Source organism: Pseudoalteromonas denitrificans DSM 6059 (assembly GCF_900112265.1).
GTDB classification, from domain to species: Bacteria; Pseudomonadota; Gammaproteobacteria; order Enterobacterales; family Alteromonadaceae; genus Pseudoalteromonas; species Pseudoalteromonas denitrificans.
Genome location: NZ_FOLO01000009.1, coordinates 85,328 through 101,896 on the forward strand (window position 1 = coordinate 85,328; position 16,569 = coordinate 101,896).

A 16,569-nucleotide genomic window follows, 5' to 3' on the forward strand; every position below is an offset into this window, starting at 1 on the left:
TAAAAAACAATAAGCACGGATGAATAGAGCAGTATAACACAGGGTTTTGATTCTGGCTAGACTATAATCAATTGTTGCTTTGTTCTTTTTTTGAATTAGGCATAGCCGATAATAAAAGTTGATATTCTTGCCTTTCACCACTGGTTAAGCCTTGAGTTTTATCTTTTATTAATAGGGTCTCTGCTCGATGATTTAAACACTGATCTTCAATAAATTTAAAAGTATTTTGAAATTCAGCTTCTAATTTCTCATCATCAATCTCATGTTGCCAAGTGGCAAGCTTTATGAGTGAATTATATTCTGGCATTTCTCTATATAATTCTAGAACTTGCCCTGTTGTAATATCTTTATTTTTAAGGCTAAGGGATTGTAAGTTTTGAAATAACTCTAACCCAGGCAGACCTAGTTCAGCTAGTTCTGGTAAATGAGGTATTTCTAGGGCTAATTTAGGGTATTGAATTAATAGACCTATTGCTCTTCTCATTGGTGTGACTTTGAATTTTTTTTGTAAACTCTTTTGTTGTCTTGGGGTATTGAGCTTCTGACTTAACTGTTCTTTGGTTCGACCAATTAGACGCGCTAGTTGTTCAAGTAAATTTTCTTGATAGAAGTCACTTTTTACAGTATCAATTAAGGGTAAAGCTAAGCTTAATATTTTTGACTTTCCAGCATCAGATGTTAAATCACATTCTATAGCTAATTTTTCAAATAATACTTTTGAAAAATCATGGGATTGTTTTAACCTGGTTTCAAAGTCGTCTCGCCCTTCTTTTTGTACTAAAGTATCTGGGTCTTCTCCATCGGGTAAAAATGCAAACTTTAATTCTTTTCCATCAGCTAAATAGGGGAGGGCATTTTCTAGTGCTCGCCAAGCAGCATCACGTCCAGCTCGGTCACCATCATAACAGCATATTACACGCTCAGTAGTTCTAAATAATGTATGCATATGCTCTGCTGTTGTAGCTGTTCCTAGTGATGCGACTGCATATTCGATCCCTTGTTCTGATAAGGCAACAACATCCATATAACCTTCAACAATAAGTATTTGTTCTAATTTCTTATGAGCTTGTTTTGCTTCATATAGCCCGTAAAGCTCAAATCCTTTATGAAAAACGCGTGTTTCAGGGGAGTTTAGATATTTAGGTCCATTATTTTTCTCGTTTTCATCATTTGGTATGATGCGACCACCAAAGGCAACGACACGTCCACGTTTATCTTTAATAGGAAACATTAACCTATCTCGGAAGAAATCAAATGAGCCACCTGATTCTTTTTTTGTTGCTAATTTTAAATCAACTAGTTGTTGTTTTTGTGCTGGATTACGAGCAAATAAAGCGCATAGACCATCCCATTCAGAAGGGGCATAACCAATTAAATATTTTTGTACTGTTTGTCCACTTAAGCCTCGGCCTTTTATATATTCAATAACTTGTTTTGAGTTTTTATGATGCTTAAGTTGATGGCCAAAATAACGCGCTGTTTGTAGCATTAATTCATAGTCTGACTTTTTTTGATCTAGGCTTATTTCAGGTCCCTTTGAATAACTACCTTGTTCTCTGGGTATTTCTAAATGTAGTGATGATGCTAACTCTTCAACCGCATCTACAAACTCTAACTTTTCATACTCCATTAAAAATGAAATGACATTTCCACTTACACCGCACCCGAAACAATGATAAAACTGTTTTTCTTGGGATACACTAAAAGAAGGCGACTTTTCGCTATGAAATGGGCAGCAGGCCTGATAATTTTTCCCTGCTTTCTTTAGCGTTACGTAAGAATCAATGAGATCGACTATGTCTGTACGAGCAATTAAATCATCAATGAAGTAGCGAGGGATTTTTCCAGCCATAAATGTCTAAACCATCAATTTTAAAGTAATAAAATAAAGTAGGATTAATAAAGTGAAGGATAACCAAAAATAGACTTTTGATCTACGGTTATTAAAATGAAAAAACCGAGCTATAGGCTCGGTTTTTAGTAACATTTAAATACAAAGTTACTTTATGCGGTTAATTTCTGCTTTATTAAACCAGAGATCTTGCCCATATCGGCACGTCCTTCGGCTTGGCTTTTGATTAACCCCATTACTTTACCCATATCTTGCATACCAGCTGCGTTGCAATCAGTAATAGCAGTATCGATAAGCGAAAGAATTTCTTCTTCGGTTAAAGGTTTTGGTAAGAAACCTTCAAGAACACTTATTTCATTTGCTTCAATGTCGGCTAAGTCTTGACGACCTGCTTCATGATACTGATCGTGCGCATCGTTACGTTGCTTGACCATTTTTACTATGATAGATGTTATTTCAGCATCATTCAAAGTAATACGTTCGTCAATTTCACGTTGCTTTATTGCAGCTAGCGCCATGCGAATTGTACCAAGGCGCAATTTTTCTTTGGCACGCATTGCGTCTTTCATTGCATTTTTTAGCGTTACTAATAAACTCATCTACAAGACTCTGGGAAAAGTTTTAGTATAATCTAACGCGACGTGCATTTTCGCGAGATAATTTTTTCATAAGACGTTTAACAGCTGCAGCTTTTTTACGCTTACGTTCTGCAGTTGGCTTTTCATAGTGCTCACGACGACGAACTTCTGAAAGGATACCTGCTTTTTCACATGAACGTTTAAAACGACGTAATGCAACGTCAAACGGTTCGTTTTCTCTTACTTTGATTACTGGCATTAAAAATCACCTAATAGCTAATGAGATCTACTCATACCGATCAATAAATGACCGTTTGGTTTAAAAATGGTGCGGTATTGTAATCCGAATCACCTTTTAATGTAAAGTCTAATTATAGTAAATAATAAACAAAGCTGGCAAAATTAAATCAAGTCAGTAAAATTGCGCTCTGATTATAATATTTGACTCTAATAATGAGTATCTCGGGAGCAACTAATAATGCGTATTTTAGGTATTGAATCCTCATGTGATGAAACAGGGATCGCAATCTATGATGATGAAAAAGGATTATTAGCACATCAACTATATAGCCAAATAAAGTTACATGCTGATTATGGTGGTGTAGTGCCGGAGTTAGCTTCAAGAGATCATATTCGAAAAACCTTACCTTTAATTGATGCTGCTTTTAAAGAAGCTAATTGTACTGCAGAAGATTTAGATGGGATTGCTTTTACTGCCGGACCTGGTTTAGTGGGGGCTATTTTAGTTGGCTCTTCTATTGGTCGTTCTCTTGCTTTTGGTTGGGATATACCCTCTGTTGCCGTACATCATATGGAAGGTCATTTATTAGCACCTATGCTTGAAGATAATAAACCTGAATTTCCTTTTGTGGCCTTACTGGTTTCAGGTGGACACACTTTATTGGTTGAAGTTAAGGGCATTGGACAGTATCAAATTTTAGGCGAATCTGTTGATGATGCTGCAGGAGAAGCCTTTGATAAAACAGCTAAACTTTTAGGTTTAGACTATCCTGGAGGACCATTACTGGCAAAGCTTGCAGAGCAAGGAAAATCTAAACGCTTTGTATTTCCACGCCCAATGACAACTAAACCTGGACTAGATTTCAGTTTTAGTGGTTTAAAAACGGCGGCAGCGAATACCATAAGAGAGCAAGGTGGTGTTGAAAAATGTGATCAGCAGACTAAAGCAGATATTGCACATGCATTTCAAACAGCAGTGGTAGACACTTTAGCAATAAAATGTAAACGCGCTTTAAAACAAACAGGTATTAATCGCTTAGTCATAGCAGGTGGTGTAAGTGCAAATAAAGATTTAAGAGAAAAATTTGAACGTATAATGCAAGGTATGCAAGGTGAAGTCTTTTATCCGAGAACAGAGTTTTGTACCGATAACGGTGCAATGATCGCTTATGCTGGTATGCAAAGGTTAAAAGCAAAACAGTATGCACCGATGGACATGAAAGCATACCCAAGGTGGCCAATTGATAGTTTGGAAGCCATTTAACTATATTTTTTTATCTTTAATTTTAGGTTCTTCGCCTTTGAATAAACGTATAATATTTTCTTTATGGCGAAGGATAATTAAAATGCTGAGCATTAAAACTGGTATTGTGTAAAGCGGTTTAATAAACCAGGTATAAATGGGTGCGATTGCAACAGTTAACAGTGCTGCCAATGATGAATAACCGCTTAGCCAAACTATGAACACCCAAGTCAACACTAATAATCCAGCTAATGATAAACCTATAGGTAACATCGTTCCAAAGGCTGTTGCGACAGCTTTTCCACCTTTAAAACCAAAAAATAGCGGGTACATGTGACCAAGGCAAGCTGCTATACCAATAAAGCCTAAATAAATGGGCTCTACTTTTAAAAAATAGGCTCCCCAAACAGGGATGGTTCCTTTAAGTATGTCAAAGGTTAAAACTAGAGCAGCAGGTAGTTTTCCACCTAAACGGTAAATATTTGTTGCACCAGGGTTTTTAGAGCCAAAATGTCTAGGATCGGGTAACATAAATAGCTTGCTGATCAAAATTGCAGAAGAGATTGACCCTAATAGGTATGCAAATATGAATATCAATCCGGCTATCACTGTAATCCTTATATTTAAATTTGTAAAATTGGGCTATCATCAGCCGCATATTTTATAGATTGGCGGCAGGGTACGTAAAATTCATTTAAAAAGGTATCCGACCAGCTAAGTTTAGCGCAGTTACAACTAAATAACCTTAAGATAATTATGGGTTATATTATAGCGCATCATCATATTGTAAGAGTATGCCACATATGGATAAAGTATTTATAACCCAATTGCATGTTGATACTATTATCGGCGTTTATGACTTTGAAAAAGAAACGGAACAAAGTTTATTTTTTGATATCGAAATGCTGACTGATATTCGCGCAGCTGCCAACTCAGATGACATTAATGATACTGTTGATTATGCAGTTGTAAGCGAGCGTATTATTAAACATGTAAAAGCGAAACCTGTTGAACTGTTGGAAACGTTAGTTGAGCAAATTGCTGAATTTATTTTAACTGAGTTTAATGTAACCCAAGTTAAAGTTCGTGTGAGCAAACCCGCTGCAGTTAAAGCTGCGGTGACTGTAGGAGTTGAAATTATTCGCTCTGTAAAAGATTTTAAAAAGTAGGGTAAATCAGGCTCATGGCACAAATATTTATAAGCATAGGTTCAAATGTTAATAAAGAAATAAATGTTATTAACTCAATTAAAACGTTAAAAGCATATTTTCCAGGTTTATCTTGTTCGTCAGTATTTGAAAGTGAATCAATTGGTTTCGATGGCAATAATTTCTATAACTTAGTTGCGGCTGCAAAAACAGAACTGCCTTTATTTGAGGTGTGTTTGCTATTAAAAAAAATAGAACGAGACAATGGAAGGTTACATAACGATAAAAAATTTAGTCCAAGAACATTAGATTTAGATTTGTTATTTTTTGATGATGTTATTTGTGATGAACCTGCGCAGTTACCTAGAGATGAAATTACTAAAAATGCTTTCGTTTTGTGGCCATTAGCTGAGCTTGCACCTGAGTTTATACACCCAATTAATAATTTATCAATTGCTGAAATTTGGCAAGGTTATGATAAAACGAAGCAAAAACTATGGAAAGTGGAGTTATCTTTTAAATGAGTCTTATAGAAATAATCGTATTAGCATTAATTCAAGGTTTTACTGAGTTTTTACCTATCTCAAGTTCTGCTCACTTATTACTACCTTCACAGGTTTTTGGTTGGCAAGATCAAGGTCTCGCATTTGATATTGCTGTTCATGTCGGTACTTTAGTTGCTGTAATTTTCTATTTTAGAAAAGAAGTTGTGGATATTTTATCCGCGTGGTTTAAATCTTTTGGCTCCCAAGGTGCAACTGATGATAGTAAGCTAGGTTGGTGGATAATACTGGGAACAATTCCGGCTGCTTTAATTGGCTATTTAGCAAAAGACTTTGTAGAGATTTACTTACGCAGTGCTTGGGTTATTGCTATTACAACTATTATTTTTGGTTTATTACTTTGGTATGCAGATGTAAAAGGAAAACAAATAAAGACAATTTATCAACTTAATTGGAAGTCTGCGTTAATTTTAGGTTTTTCACAAGCTGTTGCTGCTGTGTTTCCGGGAACATCTCGCTCGGGTATCACTATGACAGCAGGTTTAATGCTAGGATTAAATAAAGAAAGTGCTGCGCGCTTTTCATTTTTATTGGCTATTCCAATTATTTCCATGATGGGTTTGTATTATAGTCTAGAGCTAGCTCTGAGTGATGAAGTTGTTGACTGGTCTACTTTAGGCATAGGCGCTTTTTTATCATTTATTTCAGCTTATGCTTGTATTTTTTTATTTTTAAAAATAATTGAACGCATGGGAATGATGCCATTTGTAATTTATCGATTACTATTAGGAATAGGGTTATTTATTTTTTTACTTTATTAAATTGATATACCCATTTAGTGGGTATTTCTCTCGTTAAATTAAATGGTATAAAAGCTTTAAGGGAGCTATTCCTTAGAGCTTTAAGGATTGTTAAGGGATCATAATGACAAAGTTTTCGTTTTTTAAAATTATTTTAATTGTTTTGATATCCGTTATTTTATTCGCTTGTAGCAATCCCGCTAATGATTTAAAAGAACGTAGGGTTGTTGCTATAAGTAATCCTCAACTTATTATCTCGAGAGCCACCCCTTTAACTTGGTATGCCGATTTTAAAATTCATTCTGGCACTGAAAAGCCAACAGTAAAAGAACAATCTGATAAATCTGAATTTACACAACTTATTCAGCAACAAATAGAACAGGAAATTATTGGAAAAGGATTCAATTTTAATACTAAACCTCAGATAACATTAAAGGAAACTCAGTATCAGGTTGTTGCATTAGCTGTTGCGGGCGATAATATCACAAGCTCAGAGTACCTAGACTTATTCAATCTCTTTCCTGAACTCAGTTATGATAGTGATTTAAGTGAAGGTACTTTAATTGTTGCTATTGTAGATCCTGTACAAAAAAAAGCGGCATGGAGAGGGTCAGTTCAAATTTTATTAGAGCCTAATTTAGATAAAAAGGCTCGAATAAAACGCATTTCAACTTCAGTTACTAAATTATTAAAAAGTTTAAAACCAACTGAATAAGAAGCACTATCTCACTTATTTAAAGCATTTGTTAATTGAACAAGTCTTTCTTGTATGATTGCTTTTCCGATGTCTGGACCTTTGATACCTTTTTCTAAAAATTGTTTTGCTGAGATTTTAGAAGCAAGTTTATAACAGTTTTTTAATATATCCTGTTTATTTTGCGTGAATAGCTCGTTGTGCTGCATAGAGAGTATTAAACGATTAAAACGTTCATATCTGCGCCAAACATCTAATTGATTAAATAGCTCTAAAATTTGATTTGCATTTAATCGCTCAACTTTTAATAAACGCTCCTGATGAGTACTTTTAAGGATTAATAGTTCTTTATATTGATTTGGTATTTTTAATTCAGAGACTAATTGTTTTATTTTATCCGGTGTTAGAAATTCAGCCAACTGGCTAAAACAGATATCATTTTGAGCATTAGGGTTATTTAATCTTTGTTTTAATAATTTTAGTTTTGCATTACGAAATAATGTTGAAAGTGAAGGCGCGACACAAGAGAATGCATTTATAGAGTTGAGAACGTCTAAAAAAGTAAATAAATTACCATCGCTTAATGTTTTATCAAATTCCATCCATACACGTTCAGGTGTTAATGCACTTAGCTCTTCACTCTGAACCATATGAGCCATTAATCTTAGGGTTTCATCCGCTATGGTAAAGCCCATACTATGGTAACGCGCCGCAAAACGGGCGACTCTGAGTACACGTAGCGGATCTTCACTAAATGCACTAGATACATGACGTAATTGTTTATTTTCTAAATCTTTAAGACCACCATGAGGGTCGATAAGCTTACCAGTATCATCTTGAGCAATGGCATTAACGGTTAAGTCTCGTCGAATTAAATCTTCTTCAAGTGTGATACTAGGATTAAAATCACAAATAAAGCCGGTATAACCTTGGCCTTGTTTTTTTTCTGTTCGTGCTAAAGCATGTTCATCTTTGGTTTTTGGATGCAAAAAAACAGGGAAATCTTTTCCGACTTGTGTATAACCTTTTTTGATCATGTCATCAATGGTTGCACCTATAACAACATAATCTCGTTCTATTATTTTCCTATTAAGGAGCGAGTCTCTTACAGCTCCGCCTACGAGATAAGTTTTCATTTTATTATTCAAATCAGTTATTGATGTGAGTATTTTATCAGATTAACTTAATGTTTTAAGTTTGTTGTTTTTTTGTTGTCTGTTTTTTGTCATTATATGCCTGATTTTGTTCATTAGGATGTGTATTTGTGTATTTAAGCTTTTTTGGTTTAGTAGAAAAACCTTTTTCTATTGCACCTAATCCAGAATATTTATTTTTAAGTGACCGACATAAAGAAGCTTTAGCACATTTAACTTTTGGTTTAGGTGATGCGGGAGGGTTTGTATTACTCACGGGAGAAGTCGGTACTGGAAAAACAACCGTGACTCGGTGCATGTTAGCTGAGTTACCTGATTCAACTCAGGTCGCTTTTGTGCTAAATCCTTCTTTATCTGAACTTGAATTACTGGCTAGTATTTGTGATGAGCTGCGTATTAGATATAAAAAATCGGATGCAACACTTAAAAATTTAACAGATAAAATAAAAAATAGATTATTAAAAAATCATCAAAAAGGGGGCCATACTATGCTTATCATAGATGAAGCACAGCATTTGGCTCCAGCTGTTTTAGAGCAATTAAGGCTACTTACTAACTTAGAAACAAATCAAAAAAAATTACTACAAATCATTTTAGTTGGTCAGCCAGAGTTACAACAATTATTAAAACGTAATGAGCTACGTCAACTCGCACAAAGGATCACGGCTAGGTATCATTTACTGCCTTTAACAGAAGCGCAAGTTTTTGCTTATATTGAACATAGATTAAATAAGGCCGGTACTGACTCACCTATTTTTGCTTCTAACTCTATTAAAATGATCCATCAGTTAACTGCGGGCATTCCTCGATTAATTAATTTATTATGTGATAGGGCATTGATGGGAGCATTTGCAAGTCAGCAGTTACATGTTAATAAAATGATTATTAAACAAGCTGCTATTGAGGTTTTACCTTTACAGCCAGAACAAGAAACAAGAAATTTAATTTCTCCGGTGATATTATCCATGGCTGCGATAATATGCATTACTTTAGGTTTTGCTTTGTCTTTTATTTTTTAAACGAGAATTACATGTCATATTTATTGGATGCATTAAAACAATCGGAGCAAGGTGAAGTTAGCCGTACTGAGCAGTACCGTTCAAGAACTGATGGTCAATATGTTCAACAAAAGGATTTAAAATTTTATCGTAATCTCACATTTTCTCTTATTGCAGTTTTAGCTATTTTATTTACACTTGTAATAGGTTTTTTAGCGGGTAGATGGTTTCAAGAAACAAAAATTCAAGATACTTTTGTAAAACAGCCTAGTATCTCTGAAAATACGAATAAACAAATTGCTCCAATATTACAACAACCTTCAACCCAAGCTCTGCCTGTTCAGGTTCAACCTATTTTAGTACAGCAAGCAATGCCTACACAGTATCAATTAGTACCAGTTAGTAATATGAAGAATACTTTGCAGCTGAATCAAAACTCTCAAGTACCAGTGCAGGCATACACAAGCTCAAAACCGCTTGATTACAGTCAATATAAAGTTGTTGGTAAACCAATTGAAAAACCAGACTCTGAAGATAATAAATCAAATGAAAGTGAAGAGTTAGCTCAGTTACCAGCTTCTCTGAAAGCTGCATTTGCAAATGCAGTTGCTGCTACTGAAAATGATGATGAATACGAAGTAACAACTGCGACAAATAATTCTGCAATGGCACAACCAATTCAATTATTACCGGATGTGATCCAAAGTTTAGTTCCAGCCCTTAGCTACCAAGCACATGTATATGCAACTGAAGCCGATAGGCGTTGGATTAAATTAAATAATACTGAATTATATGAGGGGGATAGCTTAGGGCCATTGAAAGTTTTAGAAATAGCACCAGAGATAACACTTATGAGTATAGAAGGATATCGTTTTAGTTTGCCTGCTATGGACGATTGGCAACCTTAAACTTTGCTGATGTTTTGAGAGATAGGTATTTTAAATATAATCACTTAAGTTCAGCTGGAATTGTTTAGGATCGACAGTTGATTCGATTGAATCATTAATAAACTCTCCCGATAAGTCAATATCTTTAGCTTCTATATGGTGATCAAATTGTGCATTGAAAAAACAATGCACTATGGGCTTCATAGGTATTTCGTGTTTGAATTCTTTTATATAGCCGATTTTTCCAGTTTTCAGTTTTACCAAACTTCCTGCTATATATAAACCCGTTGTCTTAATGAAAGATTGTAATAAATTTTTATCAAATATAGTCGGCGATTGCAGCATTAAAGCTTGATGGGCTTTATCTATGAGTGCAATCTTGTTTCCCTCAAAACCAGATGTCAGAGAGTCAAACTCATCTATAATTGCAAACAGCTTTGAAATTTTAGGAAGTGAATCTGCGGTTAATTTTTTGGGGTAGCCGCTGCCATTAAGGCGCTCCATTTGTTGATAGCAAATTTTTAATGTTAATTGAGGTGTACCGCCACTTACTTTTAATATATCTATTGTATTTTTAACGTATATTAAACGCTTCTGGCGTAGCTGAGGTGTCAATAAAGCCTCGTATTGCTGTAATTGAACCGGTAGCAATAATTTACCTAAATCATGTGTTAACCCTGCAAGTACTACTGCAACTGACTCTGAAAAACTGACCTTATGGAAAACCATATTTTGCGCAAGCATAATAGCAACTCGTTGAAGATGTTCTAATATCGAGTTTTTTTGGTGATTTATCCTGACTAAGCATGCAAGACAATGAGGATGATTTGTAACTGAATTGATGATGGACTCGGCTACTTGCTCAAGAGCTAATATATCAATAGGTGCATTATCTAAAATGCGCTTTTGTGTTGCCTCGAGTAAGGTATTCATTTTATCTTGTAGTTTTTTTGCTGAAACTAACTCTTGTTCAAATGATTTTGTAATTTTTTTTTGTTGTGATTCTTTCTCTGTCGCTTCATCTTTTTGTGCGGTTTCTAACTGTTTATTAATATCAATGATAACTTCTATTACGCCTTCTCGTTTAAGTTCTGAAATCGCTTTTTTATTACGAACCCAGCCAGTTTTAACTATTTTCACACTACTAAGTTGTTTAGATACAGCTTGTACATATGAACCTATGGTTAACTTTGTGATTGAAATTCTTTTTAATTGACTCATTTAATTTAGAAAAGCAGTTTTTAAAAAGCGCATTAGTTCTATATTGAAGTCTTCAGGTTTAACAGAACTTTCGATCTCATCAGTGCAACTCTTTTTTGCTAAATTAATATCTTTGATTGGGGTATGTTGATGATGCTTAGCGCTATAAAAGATTTTAACCCAAGGTTTTAGTGGTTTTTCAAAGTTACTTTTTGAAACGATCCCAAGCTTTTGGCTGGTAAGTTTTACTAAAGTACCAACAGGGTGTATGCCAATACATGCAATAAACTGATTTAACAGTTCTGTATCAAAACTTTCAGGAGTCTCACTTTTTAATATTTTAAATGCCTTAATAGGAGACATGTCATCTTTATATATACGTTTTGCTGTTAAGGCATCATAAACATCAACAATTGAAATCATGCGTACATATTGGCTTATTTCATCACCTTTTAAACCATAAGGATAGCCCTTACCATCAAGTCGCTCGTGATGATAACCTGCAATTTCAACTGCTATTCCAGATAAACCTGCTTCTTCAAGTGACTCTTTACTATAGCGAGCATGGTTTTTCATTTCATCAAATTCACTTTCTGTAAATTTACCTGGTTTATTTAAAATATTGTCTTTAATTTTGATTTTACCAATATCGTGTAACAATGCTCCTGTAGCGAGTTCATGAATAATGTCTCGATCAATATGTAAATGTTTGGCAAAAATAGTCATTAACACAGATACGTTAATTGAATGTTCTAGTAAATATGCATCTTTTTCCCGTATACGGGTTATGCAAGCTAAGGCATCTTGATTTCTAAAAATAGAATCAATAAAACCATTGGCAACCTCTTTAAATGGGGTGATCTCTATTTTTCGGCCTGCTTTAATATTATCAAACGCTTTATTTTGTAATTCTTTTGCTTCGCCATATAGCTTTTTAGCTTTACCTATTTCATTTTCCATGCTGACACTTGCATGGGTAGGATCATGTTTTTCTGTTTTGGCGGGGAGCTCAGGTGTAGCGGGGGCTTTTATTTCTTCTTCTATTGTTTTACTTGAATCAATCTCGACTTCTAAAATACCTGCATGTATTAAATTATTTATACTTGATTGTGTGCGAACCCAGCCTTGATTTTTGATTTTAACACTGCCACTTTGTTTTATGACATTGTTCACAAACATCCCTGGTTGTAGTTGTTCTATCAGTAACTTTTTAAACATATAGGCTTAGTGCTCAATGAAAGTCGATAGAATAAAATTAGCAAACCTTAGGGGATAATTCCAATCTATTAGCTGAAATTAAAAGGAAAAATGAGAACATTTTAGTTAAAAAAATAGGTTAGAAAGGGTGAAACCTCTCTAACCTATCAAATGTGATATGTGGTTAATCTTCTTCGGTCAAAGTCATTAGAGATGTATTACCACCAGAGGCGGTTGTATCAATACTTACCGTTTTTTCAGTTACTAAACGATTAATTAACGTATCGTAATACTCTGAGCTGATCACAGGTAGAATCGCGCCACTGCGTGCAGCTAACTGCTCACTAACAAACCCTTTACGCTCACAACCGCTACCTATCACTGAACCAGCTAGTTTAGGGTGTGCAAGAAGTGATTGTAAATGGCTTAATTTAGTTACTTGCAGTATACCTTCAGCAACACCAGTCGAAATTAATTTATCTCTAAATGCCAGAGCTTCGTCATGGAATAAGTCAGAAACGACTGTGATCACTGTATTACCCGTAGCAAGTGCTGTCACGATAGACAATACCCAAAAATTAAATGAAGTATCCTTATCTGCGTAACATGCAACACAGCCGCGAGGCTCAAGGTAAAGCATGTTAGATTCGCCAGTTGGCCCTGGTAAAACAGTTGCTTTAGCTAAACGTTTTTCAATGTTGTTTAATTGAGTGCGCGCATCAGATAACGTAAGTGCTAAATCATCAGCTAATTCATTTACGATTTCAACAGTTGCTACTTTTGCAAGTAGTTGGCGTATAGCTGAAATACGATCATTAAGCGGTGTCATGCGCCATAAATTTTCTACTTTCATTGCATTTGTTAGTAGTTTATTTACTTGTTCTTGCGCTGCAGGTAAATTTGACATTTCAGTATCTGTCGCTTTAATACTTGTAGATTGAATGCTTTTTGGTGATGCTTTTTCAGTCACTAAGCGTGTTAAGTAGTTTGGACCACCTGCTTTAGGGCCAGTACCAGATAGTCCACGACCACCAAATGGTTGTACACCAACAACGGCACCAATCATATTACGATTAATGTAAACATTACCGGCACGAGACATTTTTGCTAGGTAATTTGCACGTTCTTCAATTCTAGTATGAATACCCATAGTTAAACCAAAACCAGTGGCATTAACTTGGTTTATTACATTCTCTAAATCAGCGCCTTTAAAACGTATTACATGAACACATGGGCCAAATACTTCTTTTGTTAGTACTGATAACTCACTGATTTCGTATAAGCGAGGTGCAAAGAAGAAATTGCCTGTATCACCCATCTCTGGCGTTTTACATTCATAATGTAAAGTAGAGCGACCTTTAAGATATTCAACGTGATCATTTAATGCATCAAATGCTTTTTGATCGATAACTGGACCAACATCTGTTGAAAGCATTGCTGGGTTACCAATATGCAGTTCTTGAAGCGCGCCTTTGATCATAGTAATGACTTTATCAGCAATTTCTTCTTGAACAAACAATACTCTTAATGCTGAACAACGCTGACCTGCACTTTGGAAACCAGATGAAATCACATCATCAACAACTTGCTCAGGTAAAGCGGTAGAATCGACGATCATACAGTTTTGACCACCAGTTTCAGCAATTAATGGCACTTGATCGCCACCACGTTCAGCCAGTGTTTGAGAGATACGCGTACCCGTTTCTGTCGAACCTGTGAACATGACTGCTTTTACGCGAGTATCAGGCACAATGACTTGTCCTACTTTGCTACCGCGAGCAATAACTGCCTGTACTACGTTTTCAGGTAGGCCAACAGTTTTCATTAATTCAATAGTACGAAGTGCTACTAAGCTTGTTTGCTCTGCTGGTTTAGCAATTACTGTATTACCCGTCACAATTGCTGCTGCAACTTGACCTAAGAAAATAGCGAGTGGGAAGTTCCATGGGCTGATACATAAAATCACACCACGTGCTTCAAAGCGTTCATCTTTTGCGAGCTCTTCTGCGCGAGCTGCGTAATAACGACAAAAATCAACTGCTTCACGTACTTCATCAATACCATCTTGTGGGATTTTACCCGCTTCTTTAATACAGATAGCAATTAGCTCATCGCGATGACGCTCTAAAATATCAGCTGTACGGCGTAATAACTCGGCTCTTTGTGTTATCGGAGTCGCAGACCAATTAGTATAAGCGGCTTCTGAATTAACAATAAGCTGCTTCATTTGAGCTTCATCGTGATGTGTTAAGTGACCAATAATCTCATCATGATTTGCAGGGTTTAAAACCGCATGTGCACCTTCTGGTACATCAGATTGACTGATTTGATTTTCAGTGAACCACTTATCAAGGCTTTCTTTGAAAGGCGTAATATGGTTTATGTCTGTTAAATCCATGCCTTTTGAGTTATCTCGCTCTTCACCAAATATCTCAATTGGTAATAAAATTTGTGTATTAGCTTTATTTTTAAGAGACTGTGTTTTTTCTACTGGGTCATGTAATAAAGTTTCAACTGGCTGTGTTTCATCAACAATGGCATTTACAAATGATGAGTTAGCACCATTTTCAAGTAAACGACGTACTAAGTATGCTAATAAATCTTCATGTTGACCTACAGGTGCGTATATACGACATTGCACTTTATCTTCAGCAATAATTTGCTTGAATAAAGACTCGCCCATACCGTGTAAACACTGGAATTCAAAGTTAGAATGATTATCGCCAGCCATTTCTAAAATAGTTGTTGCTGAATATGCGTTGTGCGTTGCAAACTGAGGGAAAATTACATCACGTGCATTCATTAATTTAATAGCACAGGCTTTGTAAGATACATCTGTAGATGCTTTACGTGTAAATACAGGGAAGTTTTCTAAACCATCTTGTTGAGATGTTTTAATTTCTGTATCCCAGTATGCGCCTTTTACTAAGCGCACCATCATTTTTCGGCCTACTTTTTGTGCTAAGTTTACTAACCAGTCAATTACAAAGGTAGCGCGTTTTTGGTATGCCTGAACAGCTAAACCAAAACCATTCCAGTTACCTAAATCACTATCTGAGAAAACAGCTTCAATGATATCTAAAGAAATATCTAAACGATCAGCTTCTTCGGCATCAATAGTAAAACCAATATCATAGCTTTTAGCGACTAATGCTAATTCTTTTACTTTAGGAATTAATTCTTCTACAACACGCTCAGAATGGCTAAATTCATATCTAGGATGAAGTGCAGATAATTTAATTGAAATACCAGGGCTTTTTATTGGGCCACGACCATTTGCCGCTTTACCAATAACATGAATCGCATTCATGTAGCTTTGGAAGTAACGTTCAGCATCCGTCATAGTACGAGCGCCTTCGCCTAACATATCGTAAGAGTAGGCATAACCATTTTTTTCTTTTTCAACAGCGCGCTCTAAGGCTTCGTCAATATTACGGCCCATTACAAACTGTTTACCCATGATTTTCATCGCAACACGTACAGAACGACGAATAACAGGCTCACCTAAACGGCCTATGGTTTTTTTCAATAAGCCAAATTGCTCTTCTTTGCTTTTATCTGAGTAGTCTACAACTTTACCTGTTACTAATAGGCCCCAAGATGACGCATTTACGAATATAGAGTCGCTGTTGCCTAAGTGAGAACTCCAGTCGCCGCCTGATAATTTATCGCGGATCAAAGCATCTTGTGTATCACTATCTGGCACACGTAATAAAGCTTCAGCTAAACACATCAGTACGATGCCTTCTTCAGAAGACAGTGAAAATTCAATTAGTAAAGCATCAACGCCGCCTTGACCTTGTTGATCTTCACGTATATTAACAACTAGTTGACGCGCGTGTTCCCATGCTCGGCTTCTTGCTGATACACCTACTTCAGCTAATGGTAAAATATGATCTATTACTTTATCTTCATCAATGCGATAAAAATCGCGGATCTTTTGACGAATTTCGCAATCTGTTTTTAAGTTGCCGTTAAATAACATGGGATGACCCTCTAAAATTCGGTATATATATCAATTGGAGAGCATTTTATAGAAACAGCAGCAGGATGTGCTGGCGAATTTTGACAATAT

At 35.6% G+C, this 16,569-nt stretch carries 15 protein-coding genes; 7 read left to right on the forward strand and 8 right to left on the reverse strand.

Annotation, left to right across the window (positions count from 1 at the left end; genetic code table 11):
* Positions 1-67 precede the first annotated feature (67 nt).
* The 3 genes from dnaG to rpsU form a co-directional block, all read right to left on the reverse strand.
* A complete protein-coding gene (gene dnaG, locus BM088_RS08305; protein ID WP_091982670.1) occupies positions 68-1,852 on the reverse strand; it encodes a DNA primase in 1,785 nt (594 codons plus the stop codon).
* A gap of 152 nt (positions 1,853-2,004) precedes the next feature.
* Positions 2,005-2,451 carry a GatB/YqeY domain-containing protein gene (locus tag BM088_RS08310; protein ID WP_091982672.1) on the reverse strand — a complete coding sequence of 149 codons (447 nt, stop codon included), beginning with the start codon at positions 2,449-2,451 and terminating at the stop codon, positions 2,005-2,007.
* 22 nt (positions 2,452-2,473) lie between these two features.
* Positions 2,474-2,689 (reverse strand): 30S ribosomal protein S21, encoded by a 216-nt coding sequence (gene rpsU / locus BM088_RS08315; protein WP_042147013.1) that lies wholly within the window; start codon positions 2,687-2,689, stop codon positions 2,474-2,476.
* Between the two features lie 219 nt (positions 2,690-2,908).
* Here rpsU and tsaD point away from each other — a divergent pair, with 219 nt between their 5' ends.
* Positions 2,909-3,934: a tRNA (adenosine(37)-N6)-threonylcarbamoyltransferase complex transferase subunit TsaD gene (tsaD, locus tag BM088_RS08320; protein WP_091982674.1), complete on the forward strand. Its 1,026-nt coding sequence runs from the start codon at positions 2,909-2,911 to the stop codon at positions 3,932-3,934.
* On the opposite strand, the gene plsY is transcribed toward tsaD, so the two are convergent.
* Positions 3,935-4,522 carry a glycerol-3-phosphate 1-O-acyltransferase PlsY gene (gene plsY, locus BM088_RS08325; RefSeq protein WP_091982675.1) on the reverse strand — a complete coding sequence of 196 codons (588 nt, stop codon included), beginning with the start codon at positions 4,520-4,522 and terminating at the stop codon, positions 3,935-3,937.
* A 194-nt stretch (positions 4,523-4,716) separates the two neighbouring features.
* Between plsY and folB the strand changes: the two genes are divergently transcribed.
* From folB to BM088_RS08345, 4 genes are all read left to right on the forward strand, one after another.
* Positions 4,717-5,082 (forward strand): dihydroneopterin aldolase, encoded by a 366-nt coding sequence (folB, locus tag BM088_RS08330; RefSeq protein WP_091982677.1) that lies wholly within the window; start codon positions 4,717-4,719, stop codon positions 5,080-5,082.
* A 14-nt stretch (positions 5,083-5,096) separates the two neighbouring features.
* Positions 5,097-5,585 (forward strand): 2-amino-4-hydroxy-6-hydroxymethyldihydropteridine diphosphokinase, encoded by a 489-nt coding sequence (gene folK, locus BM088_RS08335; RefSeq protein ID WP_091982679.1) that lies wholly within the window; start codon positions 5,097-5,099, stop codon positions 5,583-5,585.
* The gene (locus BM088_RS08340) at positions 5,582-6,385 is read left to right on the forward strand and encodes an undecaprenyl-diphosphate phosphatase (RefSeq protein WP_091982680.1); all 804 of its coding nucleotides are present in this window, start codon (positions 5,582-5,584) and stop codon (positions 6,383-6,385) included. Before folK ends, BM088_RS08340 begins: the two co-directional genes overlap by 4 nt.
* A 103-nt stretch (positions 6,386-6,488) precedes the next feature.
* Entirely contained in the window at positions 6,489-7,079 is a 591-nt protein-coding gene (locus BM088_RS08345; RefSeq protein WP_091982682.1) for a DUF4136 domain-containing protein, read from the forward strand.
* A gap of 11 nt (positions 7,080-7,090) precedes the next feature.
* Here the strand turns inward: BM088_RS08345 and BM088_RS08350 are convergent, their stop codons facing one another.
* The gene (locus tag BM088_RS08350; RefSeq protein WP_091982684.1) at positions 7,091-8,194 is read right to left on the reverse strand and encodes a tRNA nucleotidyltransferase/poly(A) polymerase-related protein; all 1,104 of its coding nucleotides are present in this window, start codon (positions 8,192-8,194) and stop codon (positions 7,091-7,093) included.
* 128 nt (positions 8,195-8,322) lie between these two features.
* Here BM088_RS08350 and BM088_RS08355 point away from each other — a divergent pair, with 128 nt between their 5' ends.
* Together BM088_RS08355 and BM088_RS08360 are read left to right on the forward strand one after the other, a co-directional pair.
* Positions 8,323-9,231 (forward strand): ExeA family protein, encoded by a 909-nt coding sequence (locus BM088_RS08355; protein WP_091982686.1) that lies wholly within the window; start codon positions 8,323-8,325, stop codon positions 9,229-9,231.
* Between the two features lie 11 nt (positions 9,232-9,242).
* On the forward strand, positions 9,243-10,118 hold the full coding sequence (locus tag BM088_RS08360; RefSeq protein ID WP_177207988.1) for a general secretion pathway protein GspB: 876 nt from the start codon (positions 9,243-9,245) through the stop codon (positions 10,116-10,118).
* A 30-nt stretch (positions 10,119-10,148) separates the two neighbouring features.
* Here the strand turns inward: BM088_RS08360 and BM088_RS08365 are convergent, their stop codons facing one another.
* The 3 genes from BM088_RS08365 to putA form a co-directional block, all read right to left on the reverse strand.
* Positions 10,149-11,318 (reverse strand): HD-GYP domain-containing protein, encoded by a 1,170-nt coding sequence (locus tag BM088_RS08365; RefSeq protein WP_091982689.1) that lies wholly within the window; start codon positions 11,316-11,318, stop codon positions 10,149-10,151.
* Entirely contained in the window at positions 11,319-12,476 is a 1,158-nt protein-coding gene (locus BM088_RS08370) for a cyclic di-GMP phosphodiesterase (RefSeq protein ID WP_425439290.1), read from the reverse strand.
* Between the two features lie 202 nt (positions 12,477-12,678).
* A complete protein-coding gene (putA, locus tag BM088_RS08375) occupies positions 12,679-16,479 on the reverse strand; it encodes a bifunctional proline dehydrogenase/L-glutamate gamma-semialdehyde dehydrogenase PutA (RefSeq protein WP_091982693.1) in 3,801 nt (1,266 codons plus the stop codon).
* Positions 16,480-16,569 lie beyond the last annotated feature (90 nt).